The sequence below is a fragment of the Pseudomonas sp. SM4 genome (assembly GCF_051913165.1).
Taxonomy (GTDB): domain Bacteria; phylum Pseudomonadota; class Gammaproteobacteria; order Pseudomonadales; family Pseudomonadaceae; genus Aquipseudomonas.
In genome coordinates this window covers 211,525-234,403 of record NZ_JBODOE010000004.1, presented here as the reverse complement: position 1 = coordinate 234,403, position 22,879 = coordinate 211,525, and the positions used below count along the sequence as shown (strand labels likewise).

26 protein-coding genes are annotated in these 22,879 nt (G+C 62.2%); 23 read left to right on the top strand and 3 right to left on the bottom strand.

Translation table 11 applies throughout. The annotated features are described in order from the left end of the window. Positions 1-40 precede the first annotated feature (40 nt). The gene (gene selO, locus ACQ4MY_RS09455) at positions 41-1,504 is read left to right on the top strand and encodes a protein adenylyltransferase SelO (protein ID WP_440094866.1); all 1,464 of its coding nucleotides are present in this window, start codon (positions 41-43) and stop codon (positions 1,502-1,504) included. A gap of 5 nt (positions 1,505-1,509) precedes the next feature. On the opposite strand, the gene ACQ4MY_RS09450 is transcribed toward selO, so the two are convergent. Both ACQ4MY_RS09450 and ACQ4MY_RS09445 read right to left on the bottom strand, forming a co-directional pair. After that, positions 1,510-1,872 carry a type II toxin-antitoxin system PemK/MazF family toxin gene (locus ACQ4MY_RS09450; RefSeq protein WP_041477600.1) on the bottom strand — a complete coding sequence of 121 codons (363 nt, stop codon included), beginning with the start codon at positions 1,870-1,872 and terminating at the stop codon, positions 1,510-1,512. Then, on the bottom strand, positions 1,872-2,141 hold the full coding sequence (locus ACQ4MY_RS09445; RefSeq protein ID WP_008077592.1) for an AbrB/MazE/SpoVT family DNA-binding domain-containing protein: 270 nt from the start codon (positions 2,139-2,141) through the stop codon (positions 1,872-1,874). Before ACQ4MY_RS09445 ends, ACQ4MY_RS09450 begins: the two co-directional genes overlap by 1 nt. A gap of 236 nt (positions 2,142-2,377) precedes the next feature. Here ACQ4MY_RS09445 and trxC point away from each other — a divergent pair, with 236 nt between their 5' ends. Beyond that, positions 2,378-2,812: a thioredoxin TrxC gene (gene trxC, locus ACQ4MY_RS09440; protein WP_440094865.1), complete on the top strand. Its 435-nt coding sequence runs from the start codon at positions 2,378-2,380 to the stop codon at positions 2,810-2,812. Between the two features lie 129 nt (positions 2,813-2,941). On the opposite strand, the gene ACQ4MY_RS09435 is transcribed toward trxC, so the two are convergent. Beyond that, positions 2,942-3,712, bottom strand: a complete 771-nt coding sequence (locus ACQ4MY_RS09435) for a ParA family protein (protein WP_008077595.1) — start codon at positions 3,710-3,712, stop codon at positions 2,942-2,944. A 356-nt stretch (positions 3,713-4,068) separates the two neighbouring features. Here ACQ4MY_RS09435 and ACQ4MY_RS09430 point away from each other — a divergent pair, with 356 nt between their 5' ends. From ACQ4MY_RS09430 to ACQ4MY_RS09330, 21 genes are all read left to right on the top strand, one after another. Further along, positions 4,069-4,794, top strand: coding sequence for a beta-ketoacyl synthase chain length factor (locus ACQ4MY_RS09430; protein ID WP_008077597.1), 726 nt, complete (start codon positions 4,069-4,071; stop codon positions 4,792-4,794). Then, entirely contained in the window at positions 4,770-5,579 is an 810-nt protein-coding gene (locus tag ACQ4MY_RS09425) for a lysophospholipid acyltransferase family protein (protein WP_008077599.1), read from the top strand. The genes ACQ4MY_RS09430 and ACQ4MY_RS09425 overlap by 25 nt, the downstream gene beginning before the upstream one ends. Beyond that, a complete protein-coding gene (locus ACQ4MY_RS09420; protein ID WP_008077600.1) occupies positions 5,560-5,820 on the top strand; it encodes a phosphopantetheine-binding protein in 261 nt (86 codons plus the stop codon). The genes ACQ4MY_RS09425 and ACQ4MY_RS09420 overlap by 20 nt, the downstream gene beginning before the upstream one ends. A 9-nt stretch (positions 5,821-5,829) precedes the next feature. Then, positions 5,830-6,084, top strand: a complete 255-nt coding sequence (locus ACQ4MY_RS09415) for an acyl carrier protein (protein WP_007909503.1) — start codon at positions 5,830-5,832, stop codon at positions 6,082-6,084. Next, positions 6,081-6,626: a hypothetical protein gene (locus tag ACQ4MY_RS09410; RefSeq protein WP_158829938.1), complete on the top strand. Its 546-nt coding sequence runs from the start codon at positions 6,081-6,083 to the stop codon at positions 6,624-6,626. The genes ACQ4MY_RS09415 and ACQ4MY_RS09410 overlap by 4 nt, the downstream gene beginning before the upstream one ends. Then, the gene (locus tag ACQ4MY_RS09405) at positions 6,623-8,302 is read left to right on the top strand and encodes an AMP-binding protein (protein WP_440094864.1); all 1,680 of its coding nucleotides are present in this window, start codon (positions 6,623-6,625) and stop codon (positions 8,300-8,302) included. The genes ACQ4MY_RS09410 and ACQ4MY_RS09405 overlap by 4 nt, the downstream gene beginning before the upstream one ends. A gap of 77 nt (positions 8,303-8,379) precedes the next feature. Then, positions 8,380-9,114, top strand: a complete 735-nt coding sequence (locus tag ACQ4MY_RS09400) for a glycosyltransferase family 2 protein (protein ID WP_008077609.1) — start codon at positions 8,380-8,382, stop codon at positions 9,112-9,114. Beyond that, positions 9,111-10,058 (top strand): LpxL/LpxP family acyltransferase, encoded by a 948-nt coding sequence (locus tag ACQ4MY_RS09395; protein ID WP_440094863.1) that lies wholly within the window; start codon positions 9,111-9,113, stop codon positions 10,056-10,058. Before ACQ4MY_RS09400 ends, ACQ4MY_RS09395 begins: the two co-directional genes overlap by 4 nt. Then, the gene (locus ACQ4MY_RS09390) at positions 10,039-11,583 is read left to right on the top strand and encodes an HAL/PAL/TAL family ammonia-lyase (RefSeq protein WP_440094862.1); all 1,545 of its coding nucleotides are present in this window, start codon (positions 10,039-10,041) and stop codon (positions 11,581-11,583) included. Before ACQ4MY_RS09395 ends, ACQ4MY_RS09390 begins: the two co-directional genes overlap by 20 nt. Then, positions 11,576-12,001 carry an acyl-CoA thioesterase gene (locus ACQ4MY_RS09385; RefSeq protein WP_440094861.1) on the top strand — a complete coding sequence of 142 codons (426 nt, stop codon included), beginning with the start codon at positions 11,576-11,578 and terminating at the stop codon, positions 11,999-12,001. The genes ACQ4MY_RS09390 and ACQ4MY_RS09385 overlap by 8 nt, the downstream gene beginning before the upstream one ends. Then, complete coding sequence (locus ACQ4MY_RS09380; protein WP_440094860.1) at positions 11,998-12,600, top strand: outer membrane lipoprotein carrier protein LolA; 603 nt, start codon at positions 11,998-12,000, stop codon at positions 12,598-12,600. The genes ACQ4MY_RS09385 and ACQ4MY_RS09380 overlap by 4 nt, the downstream gene beginning before the upstream one ends. Further along, complete coding sequence (locus ACQ4MY_RS09375; protein WP_440094859.1) at positions 12,584-14,923, top strand: MMPL family transporter; 2,340 nt, start codon at positions 12,584-12,586, stop codon at positions 14,921-14,923. The genes ACQ4MY_RS09380 and ACQ4MY_RS09375 overlap by 17 nt, the downstream gene beginning before the upstream one ends. After that, positions 14,920-16,083, top strand: coding sequence for a sodium:proton antiporter (locus ACQ4MY_RS09370; protein ID WP_158829929.1), 1,164 nt, complete (start codon positions 14,920-14,922; stop codon positions 16,081-16,083). The genes ACQ4MY_RS09375 and ACQ4MY_RS09370 overlap by 4 nt, the downstream gene beginning before the upstream one ends. Beyond that, the gene (locus ACQ4MY_RS09365; protein ID WP_440094858.1) at positions 16,070-17,317 is read left to right on the top strand and encodes an NAD(P)/FAD-dependent oxidoreductase; all 1,248 of its coding nucleotides are present in this window, start codon (positions 16,070-16,072) and stop codon (positions 17,315-17,317) included. Before ACQ4MY_RS09370 ends, ACQ4MY_RS09365 begins: the two co-directional genes overlap by 14 nt. After that, positions 17,314-18,039, top strand: a complete 726-nt coding sequence (locus ACQ4MY_RS09360; RefSeq protein WP_008077224.1) for a class I SAM-dependent methyltransferase — start codon at positions 17,314-17,316, stop codon at positions 18,037-18,039. The genes ACQ4MY_RS09365 and ACQ4MY_RS09360 overlap by 4 nt, the downstream gene beginning before the upstream one ends. A 155-nt stretch (positions 18,040-18,194) precedes the next feature. Beyond that, positions 18,195-18,653 (top strand): hypothetical protein, encoded by a 459-nt coding sequence (locus tag ACQ4MY_RS09355; protein ID WP_440094857.1) that lies wholly within the window; start codon positions 18,195-18,197, stop codon positions 18,651-18,653. Beyond that, positions 18,650-19,846, top strand: coding sequence for a beta-ketoacyl-[acyl-carrier-protein] synthase family protein (locus tag ACQ4MY_RS09350; RefSeq protein ID WP_440094856.1), 1,197 nt, complete (start codon positions 18,650-18,652; stop codon positions 19,844-19,846). Before ACQ4MY_RS09355 ends, ACQ4MY_RS09350 begins: the two co-directional genes overlap by 4 nt. After that, positions 19,843-20,307, top strand: a complete 465-nt coding sequence (locus ACQ4MY_RS09345; RefSeq protein WP_158829919.1) for a hotdog family protein — start codon at positions 19,843-19,845, stop codon at positions 20,305-20,307. The genes ACQ4MY_RS09350 and ACQ4MY_RS09345 overlap by 4 nt, the downstream gene beginning before the upstream one ends. Beyond that, entirely contained in the window at positions 20,300-21,028 is a 729-nt protein-coding gene (fabG, locus tag ACQ4MY_RS09340) for a 3-oxoacyl-ACP reductase FabG (RefSeq protein ID WP_008077232.1), read from the top strand. The genes ACQ4MY_RS09345 and fabG overlap by 8 nt, the downstream gene beginning before the upstream one ends. Beyond that, on the top strand, positions 21,028-22,263 hold the full coding sequence (locus ACQ4MY_RS09335) for a beta-ketoacyl-ACP synthase (protein WP_008077234.1): 1,236 nt from the start codon (positions 21,028-21,030) through the stop codon (positions 22,261-22,263). The genes fabG and ACQ4MY_RS09335 overlap by 1 nt, the downstream gene beginning before the upstream one ends. A gap of 20 nt (positions 22,264-22,283) precedes the next feature. After that, positions 22,284-22,727 (top strand): hypothetical protein, encoded by a 444-nt coding sequence (locus tag ACQ4MY_RS09330; RefSeq protein ID WP_008077235.1) that lies wholly within the window; start codon positions 22,284-22,286, stop codon positions 22,725-22,727. Positions 22,728-22,879: the final 152 nt, after the last annotated feature.

Sequence of the window (22,879 nt, the reverse complement as noted above, 5' to 3'; positions counted from 1 at the left end):
TTCCCAGCAGAATGCTCGGACATTCTGCTGGAGCCGGCCCTTGAAAGCCCTCGACGAACTGACCTTCGACAATCGCTTCGCCCGCCTCGGCGACGCGTTCTCCGCCCACGTGCTGCCCGAGCCGATCGACAATCCGCGCCTGGTCGTCGCCAGCCCGGCAGCCCTGGCCTTGCTGGATCTCGATCCGGCGACCGCTGAAACACAGGAATTTGCCGAACTGTTTGGCGGCCACAAACTGTGGGCCGATGCCGAGCCGCGCGCGATGGTCTATTCCGGGCATCAATTCGGCGGCTACACGCCGCAATTGGGTGATGGTCGCGGTTTGCTGCTGGGCGAGGTCTACAACGCAGCCGGCGAGCACTGGGACTTGCACCTCAAGGGCGCCGGGCAGACACCGTTTTCGCGCATGGGCGACGGTCGTGCGGTGCTGCGCTCATCGATCCGCGAGTTCCTCGCTTCCGAAGCCTTGTACGCGCTGAACATTCCGTCCTCGCGGGCAGCCTGCGTGATCGGCTCCGACACCCCGGTCTGGCGCGAAAAGCAGGAACGCGCGGCGATGGTGCTGCGTCTGGCGCCGAGCCACATCCGCTTCGGCCACTTCGAATATTTCTACTACACCAAGCGCCCCGAACAACAGAAAGAATTCGGCGAGCACGTGCTGGCCATGCATTTCCCTGAATGCCTTGAGCAGCCGGAACCGTATCTGGCGATGTTCCGCGAGATCGTTGAGCGCAACGCCGAACTGATCGCCAAGTGGCAGGCCTACGGCTTCTGCCACGGCGTGATGAACACCGACAACATGTCGATCCTCGGCATCACCTTCGACTTCGGCCCGTTCGCCTTCCTCGATGATTTCGACGCCAACTTCATCTGCAACCATTCCGATGATCAGGGCCGTTATTCGTTCAGCAATCAGGTGCCGGTCGGCCAATGGAACCTCAGCGCGCTCGCGCAGGCATTGACGCCGTTTATCAGTGTCGAAGCCCTGCGCGAGACGCTGGGTTTGTATCTGCCGCTGTTTCAGGCGCACTACCTGGACCTGATGCGCCGACGCTTTGGTTTCATCACGGCTGAAGACGATGACCAGAAGCTACTGGAAGACTTGCTGCAACTGATGCAAAACAGCGGCGTCGACTACACGCTGTTTTTCCGCCGACTTGGCGAAGACTCACCTCAGCAGGCAGTCGCCCGCTTGCGTGACGATTTCGTCGACATCAAGGGTTTTGATGCTTGGGGCGAGCGCTACATCGTCCGTGCTGCCCGCGATGGCGACGCCGATCAAGAGCAGCGCCGAACGCGGATGCACGCGGTGAATCCGCTGTACATCCTGCGCAATTATCTGGCGCAAAAGGCTATTGATGCGGCGGAACAAGGGGATTACGCCGAGGTACGCCGACTGCATGCGGTGCTGAGCAACCCGTTTGAGGAGCAGCCGGGCATGGAGAGTTATGCGGAGCGGCCGCCGGAATGGGGCAAGCATTTGGAGATCAGTTGTTCTTCGTAGGCGCTTCAGCTTAGCGGGTCGATTGCGCTGATTACACGGTCGACGATGTCAGACATTGTCACGTCATCCAGTCGCTCGATGAATTTGGCCGTGCCGTCTCGCACCCGCTGTTCTATGTCAAAACTGCGAACCTGATTACACACCGCTACACCATTGGTTTCGTGGCCAGTAATGGCCACCGCCAAACCCATATTCCGGCTGAAATTCCCACCGCTAGTAACAGGCACCGTCATGCTCACGCCCAATGCGTTGATCTCTCTGGGCGTAATCACCACAAAGCGATGTCTGTTCATCATCTCCCGCCCCGCCACTGGGTTTGGATCAATCCAGTAAACGTCACCCCGCTGAGGGGGCTGTCGGCGCACCATCAACCCAGCTCCCGGCCGACAGAATCACCTTCAAGAGTCTCGCTAGTCTGGGCGTTAAGTTTCTGCAATTCTTCCGCGCCTTCGAGTAGCTCGGACAAACTATAACGCTTACGCGTAGCGGCTACGGCTGGACGAGCAATCAGTTCGCCATCGACCACATTCAGCTCTAGCTGTGCGCCAACCTCCAGATGCAACAACTTTAAAAGCGTGGGCGGAATCGTAATGACGGCAGCGCCGCCTTGGCGGCGTATCTTGGAAGTTACGGACATTATGGCGCTCCGATTTGATGCATGGGAATCATCGATTCCTGGATTAATGCAACAAAAGTAGCACGCAGATAAAGACAAAGCGATCTCCTCACGACAAGCGTAAAACGCCGAATTGGTCTTCAGACTAGCCATCGATCCCGGAACGGTTTTGAGAAAAATGTGAGCAGTTGCGACATTGATAAGTTGGCAGATCGACTCCAAATCAGTTCTATAGACTGCCTATCAGAGAACCAATCATGACCACCCCACTCCTCATCCCCTGCCCCTCCTGCAACGGCCTCAACCGCATCCCCGCCGAGCGCCTCGCCGATCAACCCAAGTGCGGACGCTGCAAATCCGCAGTCCTGCTGAGCAAGCCTTTCGAACTCAAGCAAGGCGATTACGCCAGTCAGATCGAGGGCGATCTGCCGTTGTTGGTGGATGTCTGGGCGGATTGGTGCGGGCCGTGCAAGTCGTTTGCGCCGGTGTTCGAGCAGGCGGCGGCACAGTTGGCAGGCAAGTGTCGGTTGGCCAAGCTCGACAGCGAGGCGAATCAGCAGTTGTCGGCGCAGTTGGGGATTCGCTCGATTCCGAGTCTGATTCTGTTCAAGAACGGCCGCGAGGTGGCGCGGCAGAGTGGTGCATTCCCGCTGCCGCAATTGATGGCGTGGCTGCGTAGCCAGGGCATCTGACCCACCACAAATCCAATTGTAGGAGTGAGCCTGCTCGCGATGGCGTTCGTCCAGCCAACATCTATGTGACTGACACACCGCTATCGCGAGCAGGCTCACTCCTACAGGGGATCTGCGTTGCTCAGGGAATCAATGGTCTTCGAGCAGGTTGTGCAATTCGACGAATTGCTGGGTCAGCTTGTGGCGCGGATCGAGGTGGATCAGCGGCGTGCTGGCTTGGTGCGACTCGCGCATGCGCACCGAACTGGTCAGGTACACCGGCAGCACCGGCAATCCTTCGGCAATCAGCTCGTCGAGAATCTGTTGCGGCAGGCTGGCGCGGGCCTGGAACTGGTTGACCACGATGCCTTCGACTTCCAGGCCTTCGTTGTGGTCATCTTTCAGTTCCTCGATTTCAGCCATCAAACCGTATAGCGCCTGACGCGAAAAGCTGTCGCAATCGAAGGGAATCAGCACTCGATCAGCAGCAATCAGCGCTGATACCGCGTAAAAATTCAGCGCCGGCGGCGTATCCAGGTAAATCCGGTCGTAATCTTCGGCCAACTCATCGAGCAACTTACGCAGCTTGTTGATCTTGTGCTTGGCCTCAAGCTTGGGCTGCAAGTCGGCCAGTTCGGCGGTGGCGGTGATGATATGGAGGTTGTCGAACGGGGTTTCGTAGATATCCGCCTGGTTCTTCTTCGAGAACGGCCCCGAGGACAGCGTCTGCTTGAAGAAGTCGGCAATGCCCATCGGGATGTCGTCGCCGGTGAGCCCGGTCAGATACTGAGTGGAGTTGGCCTGGGCATCGAGATCCACCAACAGCGTGCGATACCCCTCGCTCGCGCTGACCGCCGCCAGATTGCAGGCAATGCTGGATTTGCCTACACCACCTTTCTGATTGAACACCACGCGCCGCATGACAAAACCTCCGTGTATCAAAGAATGACCGAGTGTAGATGCGCGCGACCTCGCTTCGCTACCTTCACGGACATGGACTACAGGGTCAGGTGCAAATATCCACAGACTGACGGCGTAAAAACTGCCTTTGATCGCCGAGATGGCCGACAGACAGGCCGCTGATAATCTGGATAATGGCCAAGTGACAGTTTTTTCGCGAACCAATCGGTACATTTCGTTGGGCAATATGTAACCAGCATTTGCTACACACTGCCCGCACCGGGATAATGCGCGCCACCCGGCGCCCAGCGCCACGTCAAGCCTGCTGCGGCTCCGGCGATTCAACGCGTCAACAAATGCCCGCAGGGGCGGGATGAATGTCCGTGATCAACTTCAACATCGCCCAATGGCGCGCGTGGGCTCCCGGGCTCGACAGCGTGGACGCCTGGCAGGCCTGGAGCCGACAGCCGGTGGTGCTCCAGCGCAGTGATGCCGCGCCCGATGTGTCGTTTTTGCCGGCCATGCAACGCCGCCGTCTCAGTCGCCTGGCACGCATGGCTTTCAGCGTGGGCTGGCCGCTCGCCGACGGACGGGACAACCTGCCGCTGGTATTCGTCTCCCGTCATGGAGAAACCCCGCGCACCTACGAGATCCTCAGCGATCTGGCGACCCATCAGCCACTGTCTCCAACTCAGTTCAGCCTGTCGGTGCATAACGCGATCATTGGCCTGTGGTCGATCATGCGCGGCGAAACCAGCGAAATGACCGCCCTCGCCGCCGCGGGCGACGGCCTTGAACACGGCATGCTCGAAGCGGCGGCGCTGCTCAATGAAGGCGCGCCGGCGGTGCTGCTGGTGATCACCGAAGAACAACCGCCCGAGGCCTATTCGCAGTGGATCGATGACGTGCCGTTTCCCTACGCGCTCGGTCTGTTGCTCACCCCCGGTACCGACTGGCGGCTGACCCTGAACAGCACTACTGAAGCACTGTCCAAAACGCACTGGCCCCACGCACTCAATCTGCTGCGAACCCTGCTCGGTCAGCAAACCCTTTGCCAACATGCCTGGAAAAATCGTCTATGGACCTGGCAACGCAGCCCGTGACCGAGAAAAACCGCGACGCCTATTACTGGCGGTTGCTGGCCACCGCCGCAAGCTTCGCCCTGTTCGGGCTCGGCGGGCTGTGCCTGCGCCTCGTGGTGTTCCCGATCCTCGGCTGCCTGCCCGGCGATGCCTTGGCTCACCGCCGGCGCGCGCGGCAGATGGTCAGTCGGCTGTTCTGGTTTTTTGTCCGGTTCATGGCCCGAACAGGCGTGCTGACTTACGACATTCAAGGCGCCGAACGCCTTGGCCGTCCGGGACAGATGATCATTGCCAACCACCCGTCGCTGATCGACGTGGTGTTTCTCATCGGCCTGGTGCGCCAGGCCAATTGCGTGGTTAAGAAAAGCCTGTGGGAAAACCCCTTCACCCGCGGCCCGCTGCGCAGCACCGAATACATCAGTAACGACGGCAGCATGGACATGCTCGACGCTGCCGCCGAGTCCCTGCAAAACGGCCAGACCCTGATCATTTTTCCCGAGGGCACGCGTACTCAGCCGGGACAGGCACCGGCCTTTCATCGGGGCGCCGCGGCGATTGCCTTGCGCGGTGCGAAAATCCTCACGCCGGTGATCATCAAGGTCAGCCCGACCACCCTGACCAAAGCCGAACCCTGGTATCGGATCCCTCATCGCCGCGTGCACTTCAGTTTTCGTGTCGGGGCCGATATAGACCCACAGACTTTCGCTGCGCAGGGGCCTGCACCGCAGGCATCGCGCAAGCTCAATGACTATTTGCATACCTACTTCATCAAGGAGCTCGCCGAAGATGAGCGAACTACACCGTGAAATCAAACTGCTGATCATCGACGCCCTCGGCCTTGAAGACATCAGCGCCGACGACATCGGCGACGACCAGACGCTGTTCGGCGAAGGCCTGGGCCTGGATTCCGTCGACGCGCTGGAACTGGGTCTGGCGATCCAGAAAAAGTACGGCATCAAGATCGACGCCGACGCCAAAGACACCCGCAACCATTTCACCAACGTGGCCAGCCTTGCGGCGTTCGTCACGGCCAAACAGGCAGCTTGAGACCGGACCATGCAAACTCGTGACGACATTTTCAACACCCTGCGCGATGCCCTGGTCGAGCTGTTCGAACTGGATCCGGCCCGTGTGAGTCTGGAGTCCAACCTGTATCAGGATCTGGAAATCGACAGCATCGACGCGGTCGATCTGATCGACCACATCAAACGCCAGACCGGCAAGAAAATCGCCGCCGAAGAATTCAAATCGGTGCGTACCGTCGGTGACGTGGTCGAGGCGGTCTACCGTCTGGTTCAACCCGCCGCATGAGTCGATTGATCGGCCTCGGCCTGCTGCTGGCCGGTCTGCTTTACCCCTTCGCGGTGTATTTCGGCATGGAGCACTTTGCCCCGTGGCAGTTCGGCTTGCTGCTGGGCGGCCTGTGGCTGGCGCGAGCGCTGACCGGCGAGCGCAAACCCGGCAGCTTGTGGATGGCCTGTGTGGCGATTGTCTTCTGCGTGTTGTTGGCGCTGTTCGACAGTCCGCTGTTGCTGCGCTGGTACCCGGTATTGATCAGCGGCTTCATGCTGGCGCTGTTCAGCCTGAGCCTGAAATACGGCCCGCCGATGGTCGAGCGCTTGGCGCGCCTGCGCGAGCCGGAGCTGCCGGACATTGCGATTCGCTATACGCGAAAGGTCACGGTGGCCTGGAGCGTGTTTTTCTTCTGCAACGGTTTGTGCGCCGCCCTCCTGACCCTGTGGGCGCCGCTGAATTGGTGGATGTTGTACACCGGCCTGATCTCCTACGGATTGATCGGCCTGATGTTTGCCATTGAATGGCTGATACGACAACGGGTAAGAGGCCGTACATGAACTGGATAAAACTTGAGCAGTTGTTGCTCAAGGCCCTGCCGGCGCGGGCGATCTGCGCTGCGCCGGCACTCGATCACGCGCAACTGCACGCTCAGGCGCTGAGCGTTGCCGCCGGCCTGCAAGCGCAGGGCGTGAAGCGTTTGGCCGTACACCTGGAAGACGCCGCTGATCTGGCCATTGCCCTGTTGGGCGCGTGGCGCGCAGGCGTTAGCGTGTTATTGCCGTCTGATTTGCAACCGCAGACCCGCCAGCGCTGGTCGAGTGAAGTCGATCTCTGGCTGACTGATCAAGCCGAAGACGCGCAACTGAACGACTTCCAGCAGCCAGCATTGCCCGCTGCGCAACTGAATCTCGATCAATGTCAGCTGAGCCTGTGTACCTCCGGCTCCAGCGGTGAACCCAAGCGTATCGACAAGACCCTGCGCCAGTTGGCTAACGAGGTCGAGGCGCTGGAACAACTCTGGGGTGCGGATCTCGGTGAAGCCTGCATTATCGGCAGCGTCGCCACCCAGCACATCTACGGTCTGCTGTTTCGCGTGTTGTGGCCGCTGTGCGCCGGACGGCCGTTCGTGCGCAAGCAACTGGCATTCCCCGAAGACATGCAGCGCGCCAGCCGTGAACATCCGGCCTTCGCCTGGGTCGCCAGCCCGGCGCTGCTCAAGCGCATGGGCGACAACCTCGACTGGCCCGCGCTGAGCCCCGTGCGCCGGGTGTTTTCCTCCGGCGGCGCGCTGCCGGCAGAAGCCGCGCAGAGCCTGCAGCAACGCCTGCAACAATGGCCGACGGAGATTCTCGGCAGTTCGGAAACCGGCGGTATCGCCTGGCGTCAGGGCGAACAACTGTGGCAGCCGTTCGCCGGTGTTGAACTCAGTCAGGACGCCGACGGTGCACTGCTGATTGCGTCGCCTTATCTACCTGCCGGCCACATCGAACACACCGCCGATGCCGCGCGCATCGCCGCCGACGGTCGTTTCGAGCTGCTCGGACGTCTGGACCGGATCGTCAAACTGGAAGAAAAACGCATCTCCCTGCCAATGCTTGAGCAAGCCCTGGTCGCCCACGCCTGGGTCGCCGAAGCGCGGCTGGGCGTGGTGCAGGAAAATCGTGCATCGCTGGGTGCACTGCTGGTTCTCAGCGAATCAGGCCTGTTTGCCTTGCGTGAACACGGCCGGCGCAGCCTGACTGAAGGCCTGCGCAAGCATTTGAGCCAACACTGTGAAGCGCTGGCCCTGCCACGACGCTGGCGTCTGGTGCGGCAATTGCCGCTGAACAGCCAAGGCAAACTGCCGCAGGCCGAGGTCGAGGCGTTGCTGCTGGCCCCGCGCCCGAAAGCGCCGCAAGTCCTCGAGCAAATCGAAAGCGAAGGCGAGTGGAGCCTGCAACTGAGTGTGCCCCCGGATCTGGCCTACTTTAGCGGCCACTTCCCCGAGGCCCCGGTGCTGCCAGGCGTGGTGCAGGTGGAATGGGCGCTCAATCTTGGGCGGCAATTGCTGAATCTGGGTGGCGCGTTTGCCGGGATGGAAGTGCTGAAATTCCAGCAACTGGTGCGGCCAGGGGATGAAATCCAGCTGCATCTGCGCTTTGATCCGGAGCGCAGCAAGTTGTATTTCGCTTATCGCAATGACACGGCGACATGCTCCAGCGGGCGGATTCTTTTGGATGTAGAGCATGATTGACCTTGGTGAGTGCTGCGCACTCAATCGCGAGCAGGCTCACTGCTACAGGGATCGCGGTTTTCCACAGGAGAACTGTTATGCATAACCCTTGCGCGGTGATTCCGGTTTATAACCACGAAACCGCGATCGGTACGGTGGTCGATGCTCTGCTCGCGCAGGGTCTGCCGTGCATTCTGGTCGACGATGCGAGCACGCCATCCTGTGCGCGTGTACTCGATGCTCTGGCCGAACGCGACAATGTGCATCTGGTGCGTCTTGCTGCCAACCAGGGCAAGGGCGGCGCGGTGATGACCGGGCTGCGTGAGGCCTCGTTGTTGGGGTTCAGCCATGCGTTGCAGGTCGACGCCGACGGTCAACACGACCTGCACGACGTCGCCCGTTTCGTCGAAGAATCCCGAGCTCACCCCGACGCGATGATCTGCGGCTATCCGTTGTTCGACGAGAGCGTGCCGAAAGGCCGTTTGTACGCGCGCTATCTGACCCACGTGATGGTGTGGATCAACACGCTGTCGCTGCAGATCCGCGACTCGATGTGTGGCTTTCGCGTGTACCCGTTGGCGCCGACACTGGCGCTGATCGACACCGCGAAAGTCGGCAAGCGCATGGATTTCGACTCGGACATTCTCGTGCGCCTGGCGTGGCGCAATCAGCCGATGCGCTGGTTGCAGACCAGCGTGCATTACCCGCTGGACGGCGTGTCGCACTTCCGGCTGTTCCACGACAACGCGCTGATTTCGAGCATGCACACGCGCTTGTTCTTCGGCATGCTGCTGCGCTTTCCGGTGATCCTCTGGCGACGGTGGCGAGCATGACCGGCGAAACCGACAAGAAGCACTGGGCCGACCGCGAAGAGCGCGGCAGCTTTCTGCTGATGAAGTTCACCGCGTTCGCCGCCAAAGTCCTCGGCCGCCGTCTGCTCAGTCCGTTGCTGTACGGCATCGTTCTGTACTTTTTCCTGTTCGGCCGCACGGCGCGCCGCAGCGCCTGGCAGTACCAGCGCCGGCTGGCCGCATGGAGCCAGCGCGAAGCATTGCGCCCGAGCCATTGGCGGGTGTTCGCCCAGTTCATGGCCTTCGCCGATTCGATGCTCGACAAGCTCGACGTGTGGAACGGCAAGCTGCGCATCGAACAGATCGAAATCATCGACCCGGCACTGCTGCGCAATCAGTTGCGTGGCAGTCGCGGGCAACTGCTGGTCGGCGCGCACCTGGGCAACCTCGAAGTCTGCCGCGCGCTGGCGGAGATCGGCGAAAAGGTCACGATGAACGTGCTGGTGCACACCAAGCACGCTGAACAATTCAACCGCCTGCTCGGCGAAGCCGGAGCGACCAACCTGCGCCTGATTCAGGTCAGTGAGCTCGACCCGGTGATCATGCTGCAACTGCACGAACGGCTGGAGCGCGGCGAGTGGCTGGCGATTGCCGGCGATCGCGTGCCGCTGCACGGCGGACGCAGTGTCACCGTGGACTTTCTCGGCCACCCGGCACCATTCCCGCAAGGTCCGTGGTTGCTCGCCGGTCTGCTGAAATGCCCGGTCAATCTGTTGCTGTGCCTGAAACAGCCGGACGGCCACTATCGCCTGACCCTCGAACCCTTTGCCGACACCATCGTGTGGAAGCGCAGCGAGCGCGAGCAGGTCATTCATCAGTGGGCCACCCGCTATGCGCAGCGCCTGAGTCACTATTGCCTCGAAGCGCCGCAACAATGGTTCAACTTTTACCCTTTCTGGAAGACCGATGACGACGCCAACCCATGAGCCGGTAACCTTCGGCGAACGCCCATTGCGCATCGAAGACGTGCTGGCCCTGGCCAACCGTCAGGCGCCCGTGCAGTTGCAGAGTGACGCCGACTATCGCGAGCGCATCGCCAAAGGCGCGCGATTCCTCGATTCGCTACTGGACAAGGAAGGCGTGATCTACGGCGTGACCACCGGTTACGGCGATTCCTGCGTGGTCGCGGTGCCGCTGCATCACGTCGAAGCGTTGCCGCGTCATCTCTACACGTTCCACGGTTGCGGCCTCGGCAAACTGCTCGACGCGCAAGCAACCCGCGCGGTGTTGGCGGCGCGTTTGCAGTCGTTGTGCCACGGCGTGTCCGGGGTGCGCGTGGAATTGCTCGAGCGTCTGCACGCATTCCTCGAATACGACATTCTGCCGCTGATTCCTGAAGAAGGTTCGGTCGGCGCCAGCGGCGATCTGACGCCGCTGTCCTACGTCGCCGCCACCCTCTCGGGCGAGCGTGAAGTAATGTTCCGCGGCGAACGCCGCCAGGCTGCCGATGTGCATCGTGAACTCGGTTGGACGCCGCTGGTGCTGCGTCCGAAAGAAGCGCTGGCACTGATGAACGGCACCGCCGTGATGACTGGCCTCGCTTGTCTGGCGTTCGCCCGCGCCGATTACCTGCTGCAACTGGCCACGCGCATCACCGCGCTCAATGTCGTCGCGCTGCAAGGCAATCCGGAGCACTTCGACGAACGTCTGTTCGCCGCCAAACCGCATCCGGGACAAATGCAGGTTGCCGCGTGGCTGCGCAAGGATCTGGCGATCGACGCACCGACCGCGCCACTGCATCGCTTGCAGGATCGCTACTCGCTGCGCTGCGCCCCGCACGTACTCGGTGTGTTGGCCGACAGCCTGAACTGGCTGCGTTCGTTCATCGAAATCGAACTGAACAGCGCCAACGACAACCCGATCATCGACGCCGAAGCCGAGCGCGTTTTGCACGGCGGGCACTTCTACGGCGGGCATATCGCGTTCGCCATGGACAGTCTGAAAAACCTCGTGGCCAACGTCGCCGACCTGTTGGATCGCCAGCTCGCTTTGCTGGTCGACGAGCGCTACAACCACGGTCTGCCGAGTAACTTGTCCGGCGCGCCAGCGGATCGCGCAATGATCAACCACGGCTTCAAAGCCGTGCAGATCGGCACCAGCGCCTGGACCGCCGAAGCGCTGAAAAACACCATGCCGGCCAGCGTGTTCTCGCGCTCCACCGAGTGCCACAACCAGGACAAGGTGAGCATGGGCACCATCGCCGCCCGCGATGCAATCCGTGTGCTGGAACTGACCGAACAGGTCGCCGCCGCCACCCTGCTCGCCGCTAACCAAGGTGTATGGCTTCGCGCGCAGGTCGAAGACGCCCGTCCGCTGCCACCATCGCTGGCAGCGATGCACGAAGAACTCGGAAAAGACTTCCCGCCGGTCATTGAAGACCGCGCACTGGAAGGCGAACTGCGCCTGTGCCTGCAACGCATCGCCGCGCAACACTGGAGGCTGCATGCGTAGCGCCGGAGTACTGCACGCCGACACCGAAATCCTCGTGCCGTTTTTTGACGTCGACACCATGCACGTGGTCTGGCACGGCCATTACGTCAAATACCTCGAAGTCGCGCGCTGTGCGCTGCTGGACAAGATCGGCCACAACTACACGCACATGGTCGAGTCCGGGTTCGCCTGGCCGGTCATCGACCTGCAACTGCGCTATGTGCGCGGCGCGGTGTTCGGTCAACGGCTGAATGTGCGCGCCAATCTGGTCGAGTGGGAAAACCGTCTGAAGATCAATTACCTGATCACCGACCTGGAAACGGGTGAGCGCCTGACCCGTGCCAGCTCTGTGCAGGTCGCCGTCGACGTGAGCAGCCGCGAAATGCAGCTGGCCTCGCCGAAAGTCTTCACCGATGCCGTGGAAAGGATGCTGCGATGAATGTTTTTGTTAAAAGTTTGAGCGTATTGGCGCTGCTGACGATGTCGGCGCTGGCCAACGCCTTTGACCTGCAACAACTCAGCGAGCAACTGGCGAAACCGGACGTAATCCACGGCCAGTTCATCCAGGAAAAACACCTGCGCGCCCTGCCGCAACCGTTGATCAGCAAGGGCAGCTTTGTCCTCGCGAAAAATCACGGCCTGCTCTGGCTGCTGAAAACTCCGCTGCAGCAGGATTACCGCATCAGCGCCAACGGCATCGCCCGCCGCGACGACAACGGCTGGCAAATGTTGCCGAACAAGAGCGCCGGGGCCGAGCAGAACCGCTTGTTCCTTGCCGTGCTGCAAGGCGACAGCAGCGGCCTGCAACGCGACTTCGAACTGGCCCTGAGCGGCGACGCGCAGCAGTGGAAACTCACGCTGACCCCGCGCTCGCTGCTGCTCAAGCAAGTGTTCAAGCAGATCAACATCGAAGGCGGCGCGCTGGTGCAAACCATCGAACTGCTGGAAACCCAGGGCGACAGCACCGTGCTGCGCATGCAGGACAGCACCGCCGGGCAACCATTGAGCGACACGGAGCAACATGACTTTGCCGAGTGAACGCAGGCTGCCCTGGCTGTTTCTGATCCTGCTGCTGGCAGTTGTGGCGCTGGCCGGTTGGCAGTGGCGCGACGGCGCGCCGCTGTCGGCGAACCTGATGGAGCTGGTGCCCGGCACCAATCCTGACGCCCTTGAACTGCGCGCCGAACAGCGCATGCAGGAGCCGCTCAATCGCGAAATGCTGGTGCTGGTCGGCCATGCCGATCGCCAGCAAGCAGTGGCCATGGCGCAGACGCTGGGCGAGCAATGGCAAGCCAGCGGCCTGTTCGAAAAAGTCCAGTGGAACCTGCAAGCGGATCTCCCCGCGCTGCGCACGCAATTGCTGCAAGGGCGATTGGCGATGCTCTCGGCGGATGATCGGCAATTGCTGGTCGAACACCCCGACGTCTTCATTCAGCAGCGCGTACAAGCGTTGTTCGACCCGTTCAACGGCTTTAGCCTGGTGCCGAGTCAGGACGATTGGCTGGGCCTCACCGGGCGTATCCAGAACAGCCAGCCGAAACACGGCGCGGTGCAACTGGACATCGGCAGCGGCGCGTTGATCGCCGACGCCGATGGCAAGAGCTGGGTGTTGCTGCGAGCACGCACCACCGGCAATGCCTTCGACATGAACCTGCCGTTGCAAGTGGCGGCTCTGCTCCAGCACAGCCGTGAACAGGCGGCCAAAGCCGACGTGCAACTGCTCGCTGCCAGTGGCCTGCTGTACGCCGCCAATGGTCAGCAACAAGCGACTCGCGAGATGACCTGGGTCGGCGGCGGCGCCACCGTCGGCATTCTGTTGCTGCTGTTGCTCGCCTTCCGCCGTTGGCGCGTGCTGCTGGCCTTCGTGCCGGTGTTGGTCGGCATGTTGTTCGGCGCAGTCGCTTGCGTGGCGTTGTTCGGGCACATGCATGTGATGACGCTGGTACTCGGCTCAAGCCTGATCGGCGTGGCGGTGGATTACCCGCTGCACTATCTGTCGAAGAGCTGGAGCCTGAAACCCTGGCGCAGCTGGCCGGCGCTGCGCCTGACCTGGGTGGGCCTGACGCTGAGCCTGATCACCAGCGCCATCGGCTACCTGGCGCTGGCCTGGACGCCGTTCCCGGCACTGACGCAGATTGCCGTGTTCTCCGCTGCCGGGCTGCTCGGCGCCTACCTGTCGGCGGTGTGCCTGCTGCCGGCACTGCTGAACAATCTCGAACTGCGCCCGGCGCAATGGCCGCTGCGCCTGGCCGAACGCCTGGTGACGCTGCGCGAAAAACTTCTCGAACATGTGCGTACGCCGGTGCTGCTGGCGTTGTTGATCGCCTTCTGCGCCGGCGGTCTGGTGCAGTTGCAAAGCAAAAACGACATCCGCCAATGGGTCGGTGCACCGCAGCACCTGACCGATGAAGCACAGACCATCGCGCGGATTACCGGCTATCAGCCGACCAGCCAGTTCTTCCTCGTGCGCGCGGCCAACCAGCAACAACTGCTGGAGCGTCAGGCTGCGCTGAGCGAGCGTCTGGAACAGTTGGTCAACCTCGACAAGTTGCAGGGTTATCTGGCCCTCGATCAACTGGTCAGCCCGCCGAGCCAACAGGAGCAAGTGCGCGCCGCGCTGAACAAACTGCCGCAATACTGGCAACCGCTGCTCGACCTCGGCGTGCCGCTCGCGGCGCTGCAAACCGAGCTGCAACAGTTGCAGACGGTGCCCGCCGAAGACATCGACGCCGCACTGGCCGGGCCGCTCGGCGAGCCTTATCGCACCCTCTGGCTCGGCGCGACCGAAGACGGCGTGGCGGCGATGACCAGCCTGCAAGGCTTGAACAACCCGGCCTTGCTGCGGGTGCAGGCGCTGGACTTGCCGGGGGTGATGCTGGTCGATCGGCTCGGCGAACTGAATGAAGTCTTCGCCGCGACACAGATCAGCGCTGCCGAACTGAAACTCGCCTCCTGCGTGCTGATCGTGCTGGTGTTGATCCTGCCGTTCGGCCTCGGTGGCGCGTTGCGCATCGTCGCGCTGCCTCTGCTTGCGGCGCTGTGCAGCCTGGCCAGCCTCGGCTGGCTCGGCCAGCCGCTGACCCTGTTCAGCCTGTTCGGCCTGCTGCTGGTGACGGCGATCAGCGTCGATTACGCCATCCTCATGCGCGAACAGGTCGGCGGCGCGGCGGTCAGTCTGCTGGGCACCTTGCTGGCAGCGCTGACGACATGGTTGTCGTTTGGTTTGCTGGCGGTTTCGAGCACGCCGGCGGTGAGCAACTTCGGCTTGTCGGTCAGCCTCGGCCTGGCCTTCAGCTTCATGCTCGCGCCGTGGGCCGGACGCCAGCCACACGCCGTCAGCGCCACCGAGTCGGCAACATGATGGTCGTTGCGTTCTGGTTACTGGCCTTGGCGTTGTTTGCCGTGGCCACCCGTGTCGGTCGCCACTTCGGTCTGATCCCGATTGTCAGCCAGTTGCTGCTGGCAAGCTTCGGCCTGCCGCTGTTGATGTATTTCTGGATCGAGCCGGGCTGGCAGCTCAGCGGCGCTGCCCTGATCGCGCCAGACTGGCTGAAAAACCTCTACAGCCTGAGTTTTGCCGTGCTGCTCGGGCATATCCTCAGTGACGTGATTGACCTGCGCCTGGATCGCCAGAGCGTGAAAATCGCGCTGCCGAGCTTCGCCGTGCCGTTTGCCTGCGGTGTCGCCGTAGCGGCCTGGCTGTTGCCGGCGCAACCGTGGCTCAACTCGCTGGCGATCGGCCTGGTGTTCGCGATTACCGCGATCCCGGTGCTGTACCTGTATCTGCGCCATATCGACTATCCGCCCGCCGCCACGCGACGGCTGGTGCAGACAGCGATCCTGATCGACCTGACCTGCTGGACCGTGTTCGGCCTCGCTCAGGGCAGTTTGCACCTGAGTAGTCTGTTGCTGCCGCTGGGGCTCGCGTGCGTGCCGCTGTTGCTGCGTGTGGTCGGGGTGCGCCGGCCGCTGACCTACAGCCTCGGTTTTTTCGCCCTGCTGGTGATGGCCGAGCATTACAAGCTCAATGCGTTGATCTTCGGCGTTGGCTATCTGCTGTGCATGGCCGCACTGAAAGTGCCGCTGGTGCTGCCGTTGCCGGCGCGCTGGATGAGCCGTTTGCAGACGTGGATCGCGATCCCGCTGATCCTCACTTTCGGCATCGTCCAGATCGATGTGCACAGCGCCCTCGCCAGCCTCGGCGCACTGCAATGGGCGGCGCTGCTGCTGTTGCCGATCGCCAGTAAACTGCTCGGCAACTGGCTCGGCCTCGGTTGGGCCGGCGCCTCGTTCGAGGGCGCCAGCCGCTGGCGCGAAAGCGTGCTGCTGAACATCCGTGGCCTGAGCGAAATCGTCTTTCTGAATTTATTGCTGCAACAACAACTCATCACCCCGGCGCTGTATTTCGCGCTGATGCTGATGGGTCTGATCGCAACGCTGTTGCCGGCCGTGATCGGCCTGCATCGCGCCCCGCTTAACCTTGAACATCATTTGCCCCGGAGCTCGCGTGCCAATCGTTGAAATGGAATCCCGTCAGGTCGTGATCATCGGCGCCGGCCCCTCCGGCGCCATTGCCGCGGCATTGCTCAAGCGCAAGGGCCACGATGTGCTGGTGATTGAACGCCAACACTTTCCGCGCTTTTCCATTGGTGAAAGCTTGCTCAGCCATTGCCTGGATTTCGTCGAGGAGGCCGGCATGCTCGAGGCCGTCAATGCCGCCGGTTTCCAGCGCAAGACCGGTGCTGCGTTCGCCTGGGGCGAGCGCTACAGTGCGTTCGATTTCAGCGACACCTTCAGCGAAGGCAAGCCGAGTACCTTCCAGGTGCAGCGCGCCGATTTCGACAAGCTGCTGGCGGATCAAGCCGCCCTGCAAGGCGCCGAGATTCGTTATGGCGATGCCATCGTCAGCGTCGATTTCGACCGGACAAAACCGCGCCTCGACGTGCGCCGCGAAGACGGTAGCGAATACCGCGTTGAAGCGGATTTCGTGTTGGATGCCAGCGGTTACGGTCGCGTGCTGTCGCGCCTGCTCGATCTGGAAGCACCGTCGAACTTCCCGGTGCGCCAAGCGGTGTTCACCCACGTCGAAGATCACATCGACCACCCGGCGTTCGACCGCGAAAAAATCCTCGTCACCACCCATCCGGAGCATCGCGATATCTGGTTCTGGACGATCCCGTTCAGCAACGGTCGCTGCTCGGTAGGCGTGGTCGCTGCCGCCGAGCATTTCGCCGGTCGCGATGCCGACCTCGACGCCTGCCTGCGCAGCTTCATTGCCGAAACCCCAAGCCTCGCCGGCGTGCTGAACAACGCCGTGTGGGACACCCCGGCGCGCACCCTCGGCGGCTACGCAGCCAACGTCAAAACCTTGCACGGCCCGGGTTTCGCACTGCTGGGCAACGCCGCGGAATTCCTCGACCCGGTGTTCTCCTCCGGTGTGACCATCGCCATGCGTTCGGCGAGCATGGCGGCGGCGGTACTGCATCGGCAGTTGCAAGGCGAAACGGTCGATTGGCAGAGCGAGTTCGCCGAGCCGCTGAAGCGCGGCGTCGACACGTTCCGCTGCTACGTCGAAGGCTGGTACGCGGGCACCTTTCAGGACGTGATTTTCTACGAGGACAGCCAGGCCGAGATTCGCCGGATGATCTGCTCGATCCTCGCCGGTTACGCCTGGGATGAGCGCAACCCGTTTGTCAGCGAAGCGCGCCGTCGCTTGAAGATGATTTCCGAACTCTGTGCAAAGGACGCCACATGAATTACTTGAGCGACAGCTACGTCGAGGAAACCCGTTTCGGCTTCTGGTTCCTGCGCAGCCATACCTGGCAGCACCATGTCTTGCGCGTGGCGATCAATGACTTGCGCGGGCTGTTCAGCGAAGCGCTGCCGGAGCATCCGGTGCTGCTCGACGCCGGTTGCGGTCAGGGCAAGTCGTTCGCTCATCTGCGCCAGACCTTTGCCCCGCAACGCCTGATCGGCGTTGACGCCGATCCACACAGCCTTGTACTGAGCGGCGAAGAAGCGGCGCGTCAGGGCCTGGACGTCGAACTGATCGGCAGCGATTGCGCGACACTCAATGTCGCGGACGCCAGCGTTGACCTGCTGTTCTGTCACCAGACCTTTCATCATCTGGTCGAGCAGGAACAAGCGCTGGCCGAGTTTTATCGCGTACTCAAACCCGGCGGTTATCTGCTGTTCGCCGAGTCCACCGAGGCTTACATTGATACCTGGGTAATTCGCTGGTTGTTCCGCCATCCGATGCACGTGCAGAAGAGTGCCGCGCAGTACCTTGAGATGATTCGCGGGCAGGGTTTCGAGTTTGCCGAGCAGAACGTCTCGTACCCGTATCTGTGGTGGAGCCGGTCGAAGGATTTTGGCTTGCTGGAGCGGTCTGGATTGCGCAAGCCGAAGCCGTTTGGGCAGCGCGAAGAGACGTTGGTCAACGTCGTGGCGCGCAAGCCGCTTGAGGGCGCTATCTGATGCAACACCGTCAACCTGCACACCTGGAACCTTGGGGGAGCTGGCTTGCCAGCGATTGGGGTGTATCAGTCACCCCCAATGCTCGATGTGCCGCCGCCATCGCTGGCAAGCCAGCTCCCACAGGGTCCAGGGTGTGGCGACTTTTTGTGTTTTGCATGGTGCTTTTATTGAGTGCCTGCGCCAGTCACGCGCCATTGCCAGCAGGCAACCCGACATTGCCCCTGCCCCTGCAACTGCACATCGAGCGCGAGCAAGCCGGGCAACGCCAGGACTGGCTATTGGTGATCCAGCGCGAAGGCCCCGGCATTCGCTGGTCGATGATGGACCCGCTGGGCATTCCCCTGGCGCGTCAGCAACTGATCGACGGGCAATGGCAGGCCGATGGTCTGCTGCCGCCGAACCCGGAGGCCCGGGAATTGTTTGCCGCGCTGCTGTTCGCGCTGACGCCGTCGGGCGAGCTGTTGCGCAACTATCCTGCGGCCGTGCAACAGGGTCAGCAACGCTCCCTGCCAGCACGTTGGGACGTGCGTTATGCACAACCGTCGAGCTTCGAATTGAACCTGCCCCAAGGCCCGCACTATCGCGTTTCTCCGCTGAGTGAATCGACGCCATGACCGCTTACCTGAATGCCCTCGGCGTGATCTGCTCCCTGGGTCGCGACAAGTCGCAAGTCGCACGCCATCTGTTTGCCGGCGACTGCTCGGGCATGCGTCGCGAGTCTGGCTGGGTGCCGGAGCGTGAATTGCCTGTGGCGGCGGTGCGGGGTGAGCTGGCGCCGATTCCCCCGCAACTCGCAGAGCAAAGCAGTCGCAACAATCAACTGCTGCTCGAAGCCGCGTTGCAGATTCGCGATGACATCGACCAGGCGATCCACATGTATGGCCGCGAACGTATCGGCGTGGTGCTTGGCACCAGCACCTCGGGGATCGACGAAGCCAGCCGCGGCCTGGCGCATTTCATTCGCGAACAGCAATTCCCGGCCGAGTACGACTATCGACAACAGGAACTCGGCGCCCCGGCCAACTTCCTCGCCGACTGGCTGCAACTAAGCGGTCCGACCTACGTGATTTCCACGGCGTGCACCTCCAGCGCTCGCGCACTGATGAGCGCCCAGCGCCTGCTCGATCTGGGCCTGTGCGACGCGGTGCTGTGCGGCGGCGTCGACAGCTTGTGCAAACTGACGCTCAACGGTTTCTCGTCGCTGGAGGCGGTATCGGACGAGCGCTGCAATCCGTTCTCGGCCAATCGCAACGGCATCAACATCGGCGAGGCGGCCGTGCTGTTTCTGATGAGCAAACAGCAAGGCGACGGCCCGGCCATCGCCCTGCTCGGCGCGGGCGCCAGCTCCGATGCGCATCACATTTCCGCCCCGGAGCCGAGCGGTCGCGGCGCCCTGCAAGCGATGCAAAAAGCCCTGGGCCGCGCCCGACTGCAGGCCGATCAGATCGACTATCTGAACCTGCACGGCACGGCCACCCAACACAACGACGCCATGGAAAGCCTGGCGGTGGCCGCGCTGTTCCCCGACGGCGTCGCCTGCTCCTCGACCAAACCGCTGACCGGTCATACCCTCGGTGCGGCCGGCGCGCTGGAAGCGGCGTTCTGCTGGCTGAGCCTGAGCGCCGACAACATCGATCACGCCTTGCCGCCGCACGTCTGGGACGGCCAGGCAGACCCCGCTCTGCCACCACTGAAATGGGTGACCGCGAGCCAACGCCTGTCGTCCATTGCACCCCGCTACCTGATGAGCAACTCGTTTGCCTTCGGCGGCAACAACGTCAGCCTGATTATCGGAGACGCCCCATGACTGATTGGCCGCTCGCCGAACTGCTGCCCCACGCCGGCGACATGATCCTGATCGATACGATCCTCAGTTTCGACGATGAGCAGATTTTCACCCGGCTCACCGTCAAGCCTGACGGCCTGTTCAACCTGCCCGACGGCAGTCTGCCGGCCTGGGTCGGCGTCGAGCTGATGGCGCAAAGCGTCGCCGCCTTCGCCGGTTGCCACGCCCGCCAGAAAGGCAATGCGGTGGAGTTGGGTTTCCTGCTCGGCACACGCAAGTTCGAGTGCAACGTCGCCGCGTTTCCCGTGGGCAGCGAGCTGACCATTCATGGCATCCGCTCACTGGAAGACGACAACGGCATGGGCGTTTTCGAATGCCATATCAACGCCCCCGGCATCGCAGCGACTGCCCGGTTGAATGTGTTCCGTCCGCCTGAAGCGGCTGATTATCTTGTGCAAAAAAAGGAGTCGAACGATGACTGAATCCGTACTGGTCACCGGCTCCAGCCGTGGCATCGGCCGCGCCATTGCCCTGCGCCTGGCGCAAGCCGGCCACGACATTGTCCTGCACTGCCGCAGCGGCGTGACTGAGGCGCAAGCGGTGCAGGCTGAAATCCAAGCGCTGGGGCGCCAGGCGCGCATCCTGCAATTCGACGTTGCCGACCGTGCAACCTGCAAAAGCATTCTGGAAGCCGACGTCGAAACCCATGGCGCCTATTACGGCGTGGTGTTGAACGCCGGGCTGACCCGCGACGGCGCATTCCCCGCGCTGAGCGATGACGATTGGGACGTGGTGCTGCGCACCAACCTCGACGGTTTCTACAACGTCCTGCACCCGGTGATGATGCCGATGATCCGTCGTCGCGCCGCCGGTCGCATTGTCTGCATCACTTCCGTCTCGGGGTTGATCGGCAACCGTGGCCAGGTCAACTACAGCGCCTCGAAGGCCGGCGTGATCGGCGCGGCAAAGGCGTTAGCGATCGAGCTGGGCAAGCGCAAAATCACCGTTAACTGCGTCGCGCCCGGTCTGATCGACACCGCAATGCTCGACGAAAACGTGCCGGTGGAAGAACTGATGAAAATGATCCCCGCGCAACGCATGGGCACTCCTGAAGAGGTGGCCAGTGCGGTGAATTTCCTGATGTCGGCGGAAGCCTCGTACATCACCCGCCAGGTCCTGGCGGTCAACGGAGGCTTGTGCTGATGAAGCGCGTCGTCGTCACCGGCATGGCCGGCATCACTTCGCTGGGCAGTGACTGGCAGACCATCGCCGGCAATTTCGCCGCCAACCGCAGCGGCATCCGCCGGATGGACGAGTGGGATCGCTTCAGCGAACTCAATACGCGCCTGGCCGGGCCGATCGATGATTTTGTCGTGCCGGCGCACTGGACGCGCAAACAACTGCGCAGCATGGGCCGGGTGTCACGGCTGGCGGTCGGCGCGGCGGAAAAAGCCCTCGCCGATGCCGGTTTACTCGGCGATGAATCGATCAAGGACGGGCGCATGGGCGTGGCCTGCGGCTCGTCCACCGGCAGCACCGACGAGATCAAGGCCTTCGGCAACATGCTGCTCAACTCGGTGGCCGAGGGGCTTAACGCCAACTCGTACGTACGGATGATGCCGCACACCACCGCTGCGAATATCAGCATCTTCTTCGGCCTCACCGGGCGCCTGATTCCGACGTCCAGCGCCTGCACCAGCGGCAGCCAGGGCATCGGTTATGCCTACGAGGCGATCAAGTTCGGGCGCCTGCCGTTGATGCTCGCCGGCGGTGCCGAAGAGCTCTGCCCGACCGAAGCCATGGTCTTCGACGCGCTGTACGCCACCAGCCTGAAAAACGATGCGCCGCAGACCAGCCCGCGCCCGTACGACAAGGGCCGCGATGGTCTGGTGATCGGTGAAGGTGGCGGCATGCTAGTGCTCGAAGAGCTCGAACACGCCCTCGCCCGCGGTGCGCACATCCACGCCGAGATCGTCGGTTTCGGCAGCAACGCCGACGGCCAGCACACCACCCGCCCGGAGCAAGTGACCATGCGCCGCGCGATGGAGCTGGCGCTGGAAGACGCCGGGCTGACGGCGGACGCGATCGGCTACGTCAACGGTCACGGCACCGCTACAGAACAGGGCGACATTGCCGAAACACTGGCGACCAGCAGCCTGTTCGGCGAGCGCATGCCGATCAGCTCGCAGAAAAGCTTCCTCGGCCACACCCTTGGTGCCTGCGGAGCGCTGGAATCGTGGTTCAGCATCGAAATGCTCAACAGCGACCAGTACGTGCACACGTTCAACCTCGACGAGGTCGACCCGCACTGCGGCAAACTCGATTACCTGCGCGGCGAATTTCGCCAGATGCACCACGACTACGTGATGAACAACAATTTTGCTTTTGGTGGGGTCAACACCTCGTTGATTTTCCGCCGCTGGCCGCAACCGAATTAATCCGGGTCAAGGAGACCTCCATGCACTTCAAGAAACTCGCTGTCGCCACCCTGCTGCTCTGCGCCCTGCCGACCGTCAGCCAGGCCCGTGACACGGCGGTTTACCTGCCGTTCGACAAAGCCGTCGCCGAAGCCACGCGTTCCGGCAAAATCGATGGCAGCGTCAAGTTCTACCTGGCCGGCAACACCCCGGCCGGCAAAGTCAGCGTCATCAGCCCCGGCGCCGTGACCAACAAGAAAACCAACGCCTTCAACAAGTCCGACGCCGAAGCCTGCCAATGGGTTGCACAGTCGGCCATCATCAGCCTGCACCAGGCCGCAAAAAGCGCCGGCGCCAATGCCGTGACCAACATCGTCAGCTTCTACAAGAGCAACGAGCGCAAGGACGCGCAGACCTACGAATGCCACGCCGGCGCGATCATGGCCGGTGTTGCGTTGAAGGGTGATCTGGCCAAGGTTCAGTAACCGCCAGAAACGACAAAGGGCGCCTTTGGGCGCCCTTTCACAAACAGGTTGGCTTGTCATGGCCGATTACCTGTCTGGCTCTGCGATGGCTGGTTGCCCAGGATCCTCAGAGTCTCACAAGCCCCTTACGGGAACCCCCACAGTATTGCCTG

Bases quoted from the DNA above. Each gene is read 5' to 3' on its own strand.
- ACQ4MY_RS09450 (WP_041477600.1), bottom strand. From the start codon at position 1,872: ATGGTGCGCCGACAGCCCCCTCAGCGGGGTGACGTTTACTGGATTGAT.
- ACQ4MY_RS09445 (WP_008077592.1), bottom strand. From the start codon at position 2,141: ATGTCCGTAACTTCCAAGATACGCCGCCAAGGCGGCGCTGCCGTCATT.
- trxC (WP_440094865.1), top strand. From the start codon at position 2,378: ATGACCACCCCACTCCTCATCCCCTGCCCCTCCTGCAACGGCCTCAAC.
- ACQ4MY_RS09435 (WP_008077595.1), bottom strand. From the start codon at position 3,712: ATGCGGCGCGTGGTGTTCAATCAGAAAGGTGGTGTAGGCAAATCCAGC.
- ACQ4MY_RS09430 (WP_008077597.1), top strand. From the start codon at position 4,069: ATGTCCGTGATCAACTTCAACATCGCCCAATGGCGCGCGTGGGCTCCC.
- ACQ4MY_RS09425 (WP_008077599.1), top strand. From the start codon at position 4,770: ATGGACCTGGCAACGCAGCCCGTGACCGAGAAAAACCGCGACGCCTAT.
- ACQ4MY_RS09420 (WP_008077600.1), top strand. From the start codon at position 5,560: ATGAGCGAACTACACCGTGAAATCAAACTGCTGATCATCGACGCCCTC.
- ACQ4MY_RS09415 (WP_007909503.1), top strand. From the start codon at position 5,830: ATGCAAACTCGTGACGACATTTTCAACACCCTGCGCGATGCCCTGGTC.
- ACQ4MY_RS09410 (WP_158829938.1), top strand. From the start codon at position 6,081: ATGAGTCGATTGATCGGCCTCGGCCTGCTGCTGGCCGGTCTGCTTTAC.
- ACQ4MY_RS09405 (WP_440094864.1), top strand. From the start codon at position 6,623: ATGAACTGGATAAAACTTGAGCAGTTGTTGCTCAAGGCCCTGCCGGCG.
- ACQ4MY_RS09400 (WP_008077609.1), top strand. From the start codon at position 8,380: ATGCATAACCCTTGCGCGGTGATTCCGGTTTATAACCACGAAACCGCG.
- ACQ4MY_RS09395 (WP_440094863.1), top strand. From the start codon at position 9,111: ATGACCGGCGAAACCGACAAGAAGCACTGGGCCGACCGCGAAGAGCGC.
- ACQ4MY_RS09390 (WP_440094862.1), top strand. From the start codon at position 10,039: ATGACGACGCCAACCCATGAGCCGGTAACCTTCGGCGAACGCCCATTG.
- ACQ4MY_RS09385 (WP_440094861.1), top strand. From the start codon at position 11,576: ATGCGTAGCGCCGGAGTACTGCACGCCGACACCGAAATCCTCGTGCCG.
- ACQ4MY_RS09380 (WP_440094860.1), top strand. From the start codon at position 11,998: ATGAATGTTTTTGTTAAAAGTTTGAGCGTATTGGCGCTGCTGACGATG.
- ACQ4MY_RS09375 (WP_440094859.1), top strand. From the start codon at position 12,584: ATGACTTTGCCGAGTGAACGCAGGCTGCCCTGGCTGTTTCTGATCCTG.
- ACQ4MY_RS09370 (WP_158829929.1), top strand. From the start codon at position 14,920: ATGATGGTCGTTGCGTTCTGGTTACTGGCCTTGGCGTTGTTTGCCGTG.
- ACQ4MY_RS09360 (WP_008077224.1), top strand. From the start codon at position 17,314: ATGAATTACTTGAGCGACAGCTACGTCGAGGAAACCCGTTTCGGCTTC.
- ACQ4MY_RS09355 (WP_440094857.1), top strand. From the start codon at position 18,195: ATGGTGCTTTTATTGAGTGCCTGCGCCAGTCACGCGCCATTGCCAGCA.
- ACQ4MY_RS09350 (WP_440094856.1), top strand. From the start codon at position 18,650: ATGACCGCTTACCTGAATGCCCTCGGCGTGATCTGCTCCCTGGGTCGC.
- ACQ4MY_RS09345 (WP_158829919.1), top strand. From the start codon at position 19,843: ATGACTGATTGGCCGCTCGCCGAACTGCTGCCCCACGCCGGCGACATG.
- fabG (WP_008077232.1), top strand. From the start codon at position 20,300: ATGACTGAATCCGTACTGGTCACCGGCTCCAGCCGTGGCATCGGCCGC.
- ACQ4MY_RS09335 (WP_008077234.1), top strand. From the start codon at position 21,028: ATGAAGCGCGTCGTCGTCACCGGCATGGCCGGCATCACTTCGCTGGGC.
- ACQ4MY_RS09330 (WP_008077235.1), top strand. From the start codon at position 22,284: ATGCACTTCAAGAAACTCGCTGTCGCCACCCTGCTGCTCTGCGCCCTG.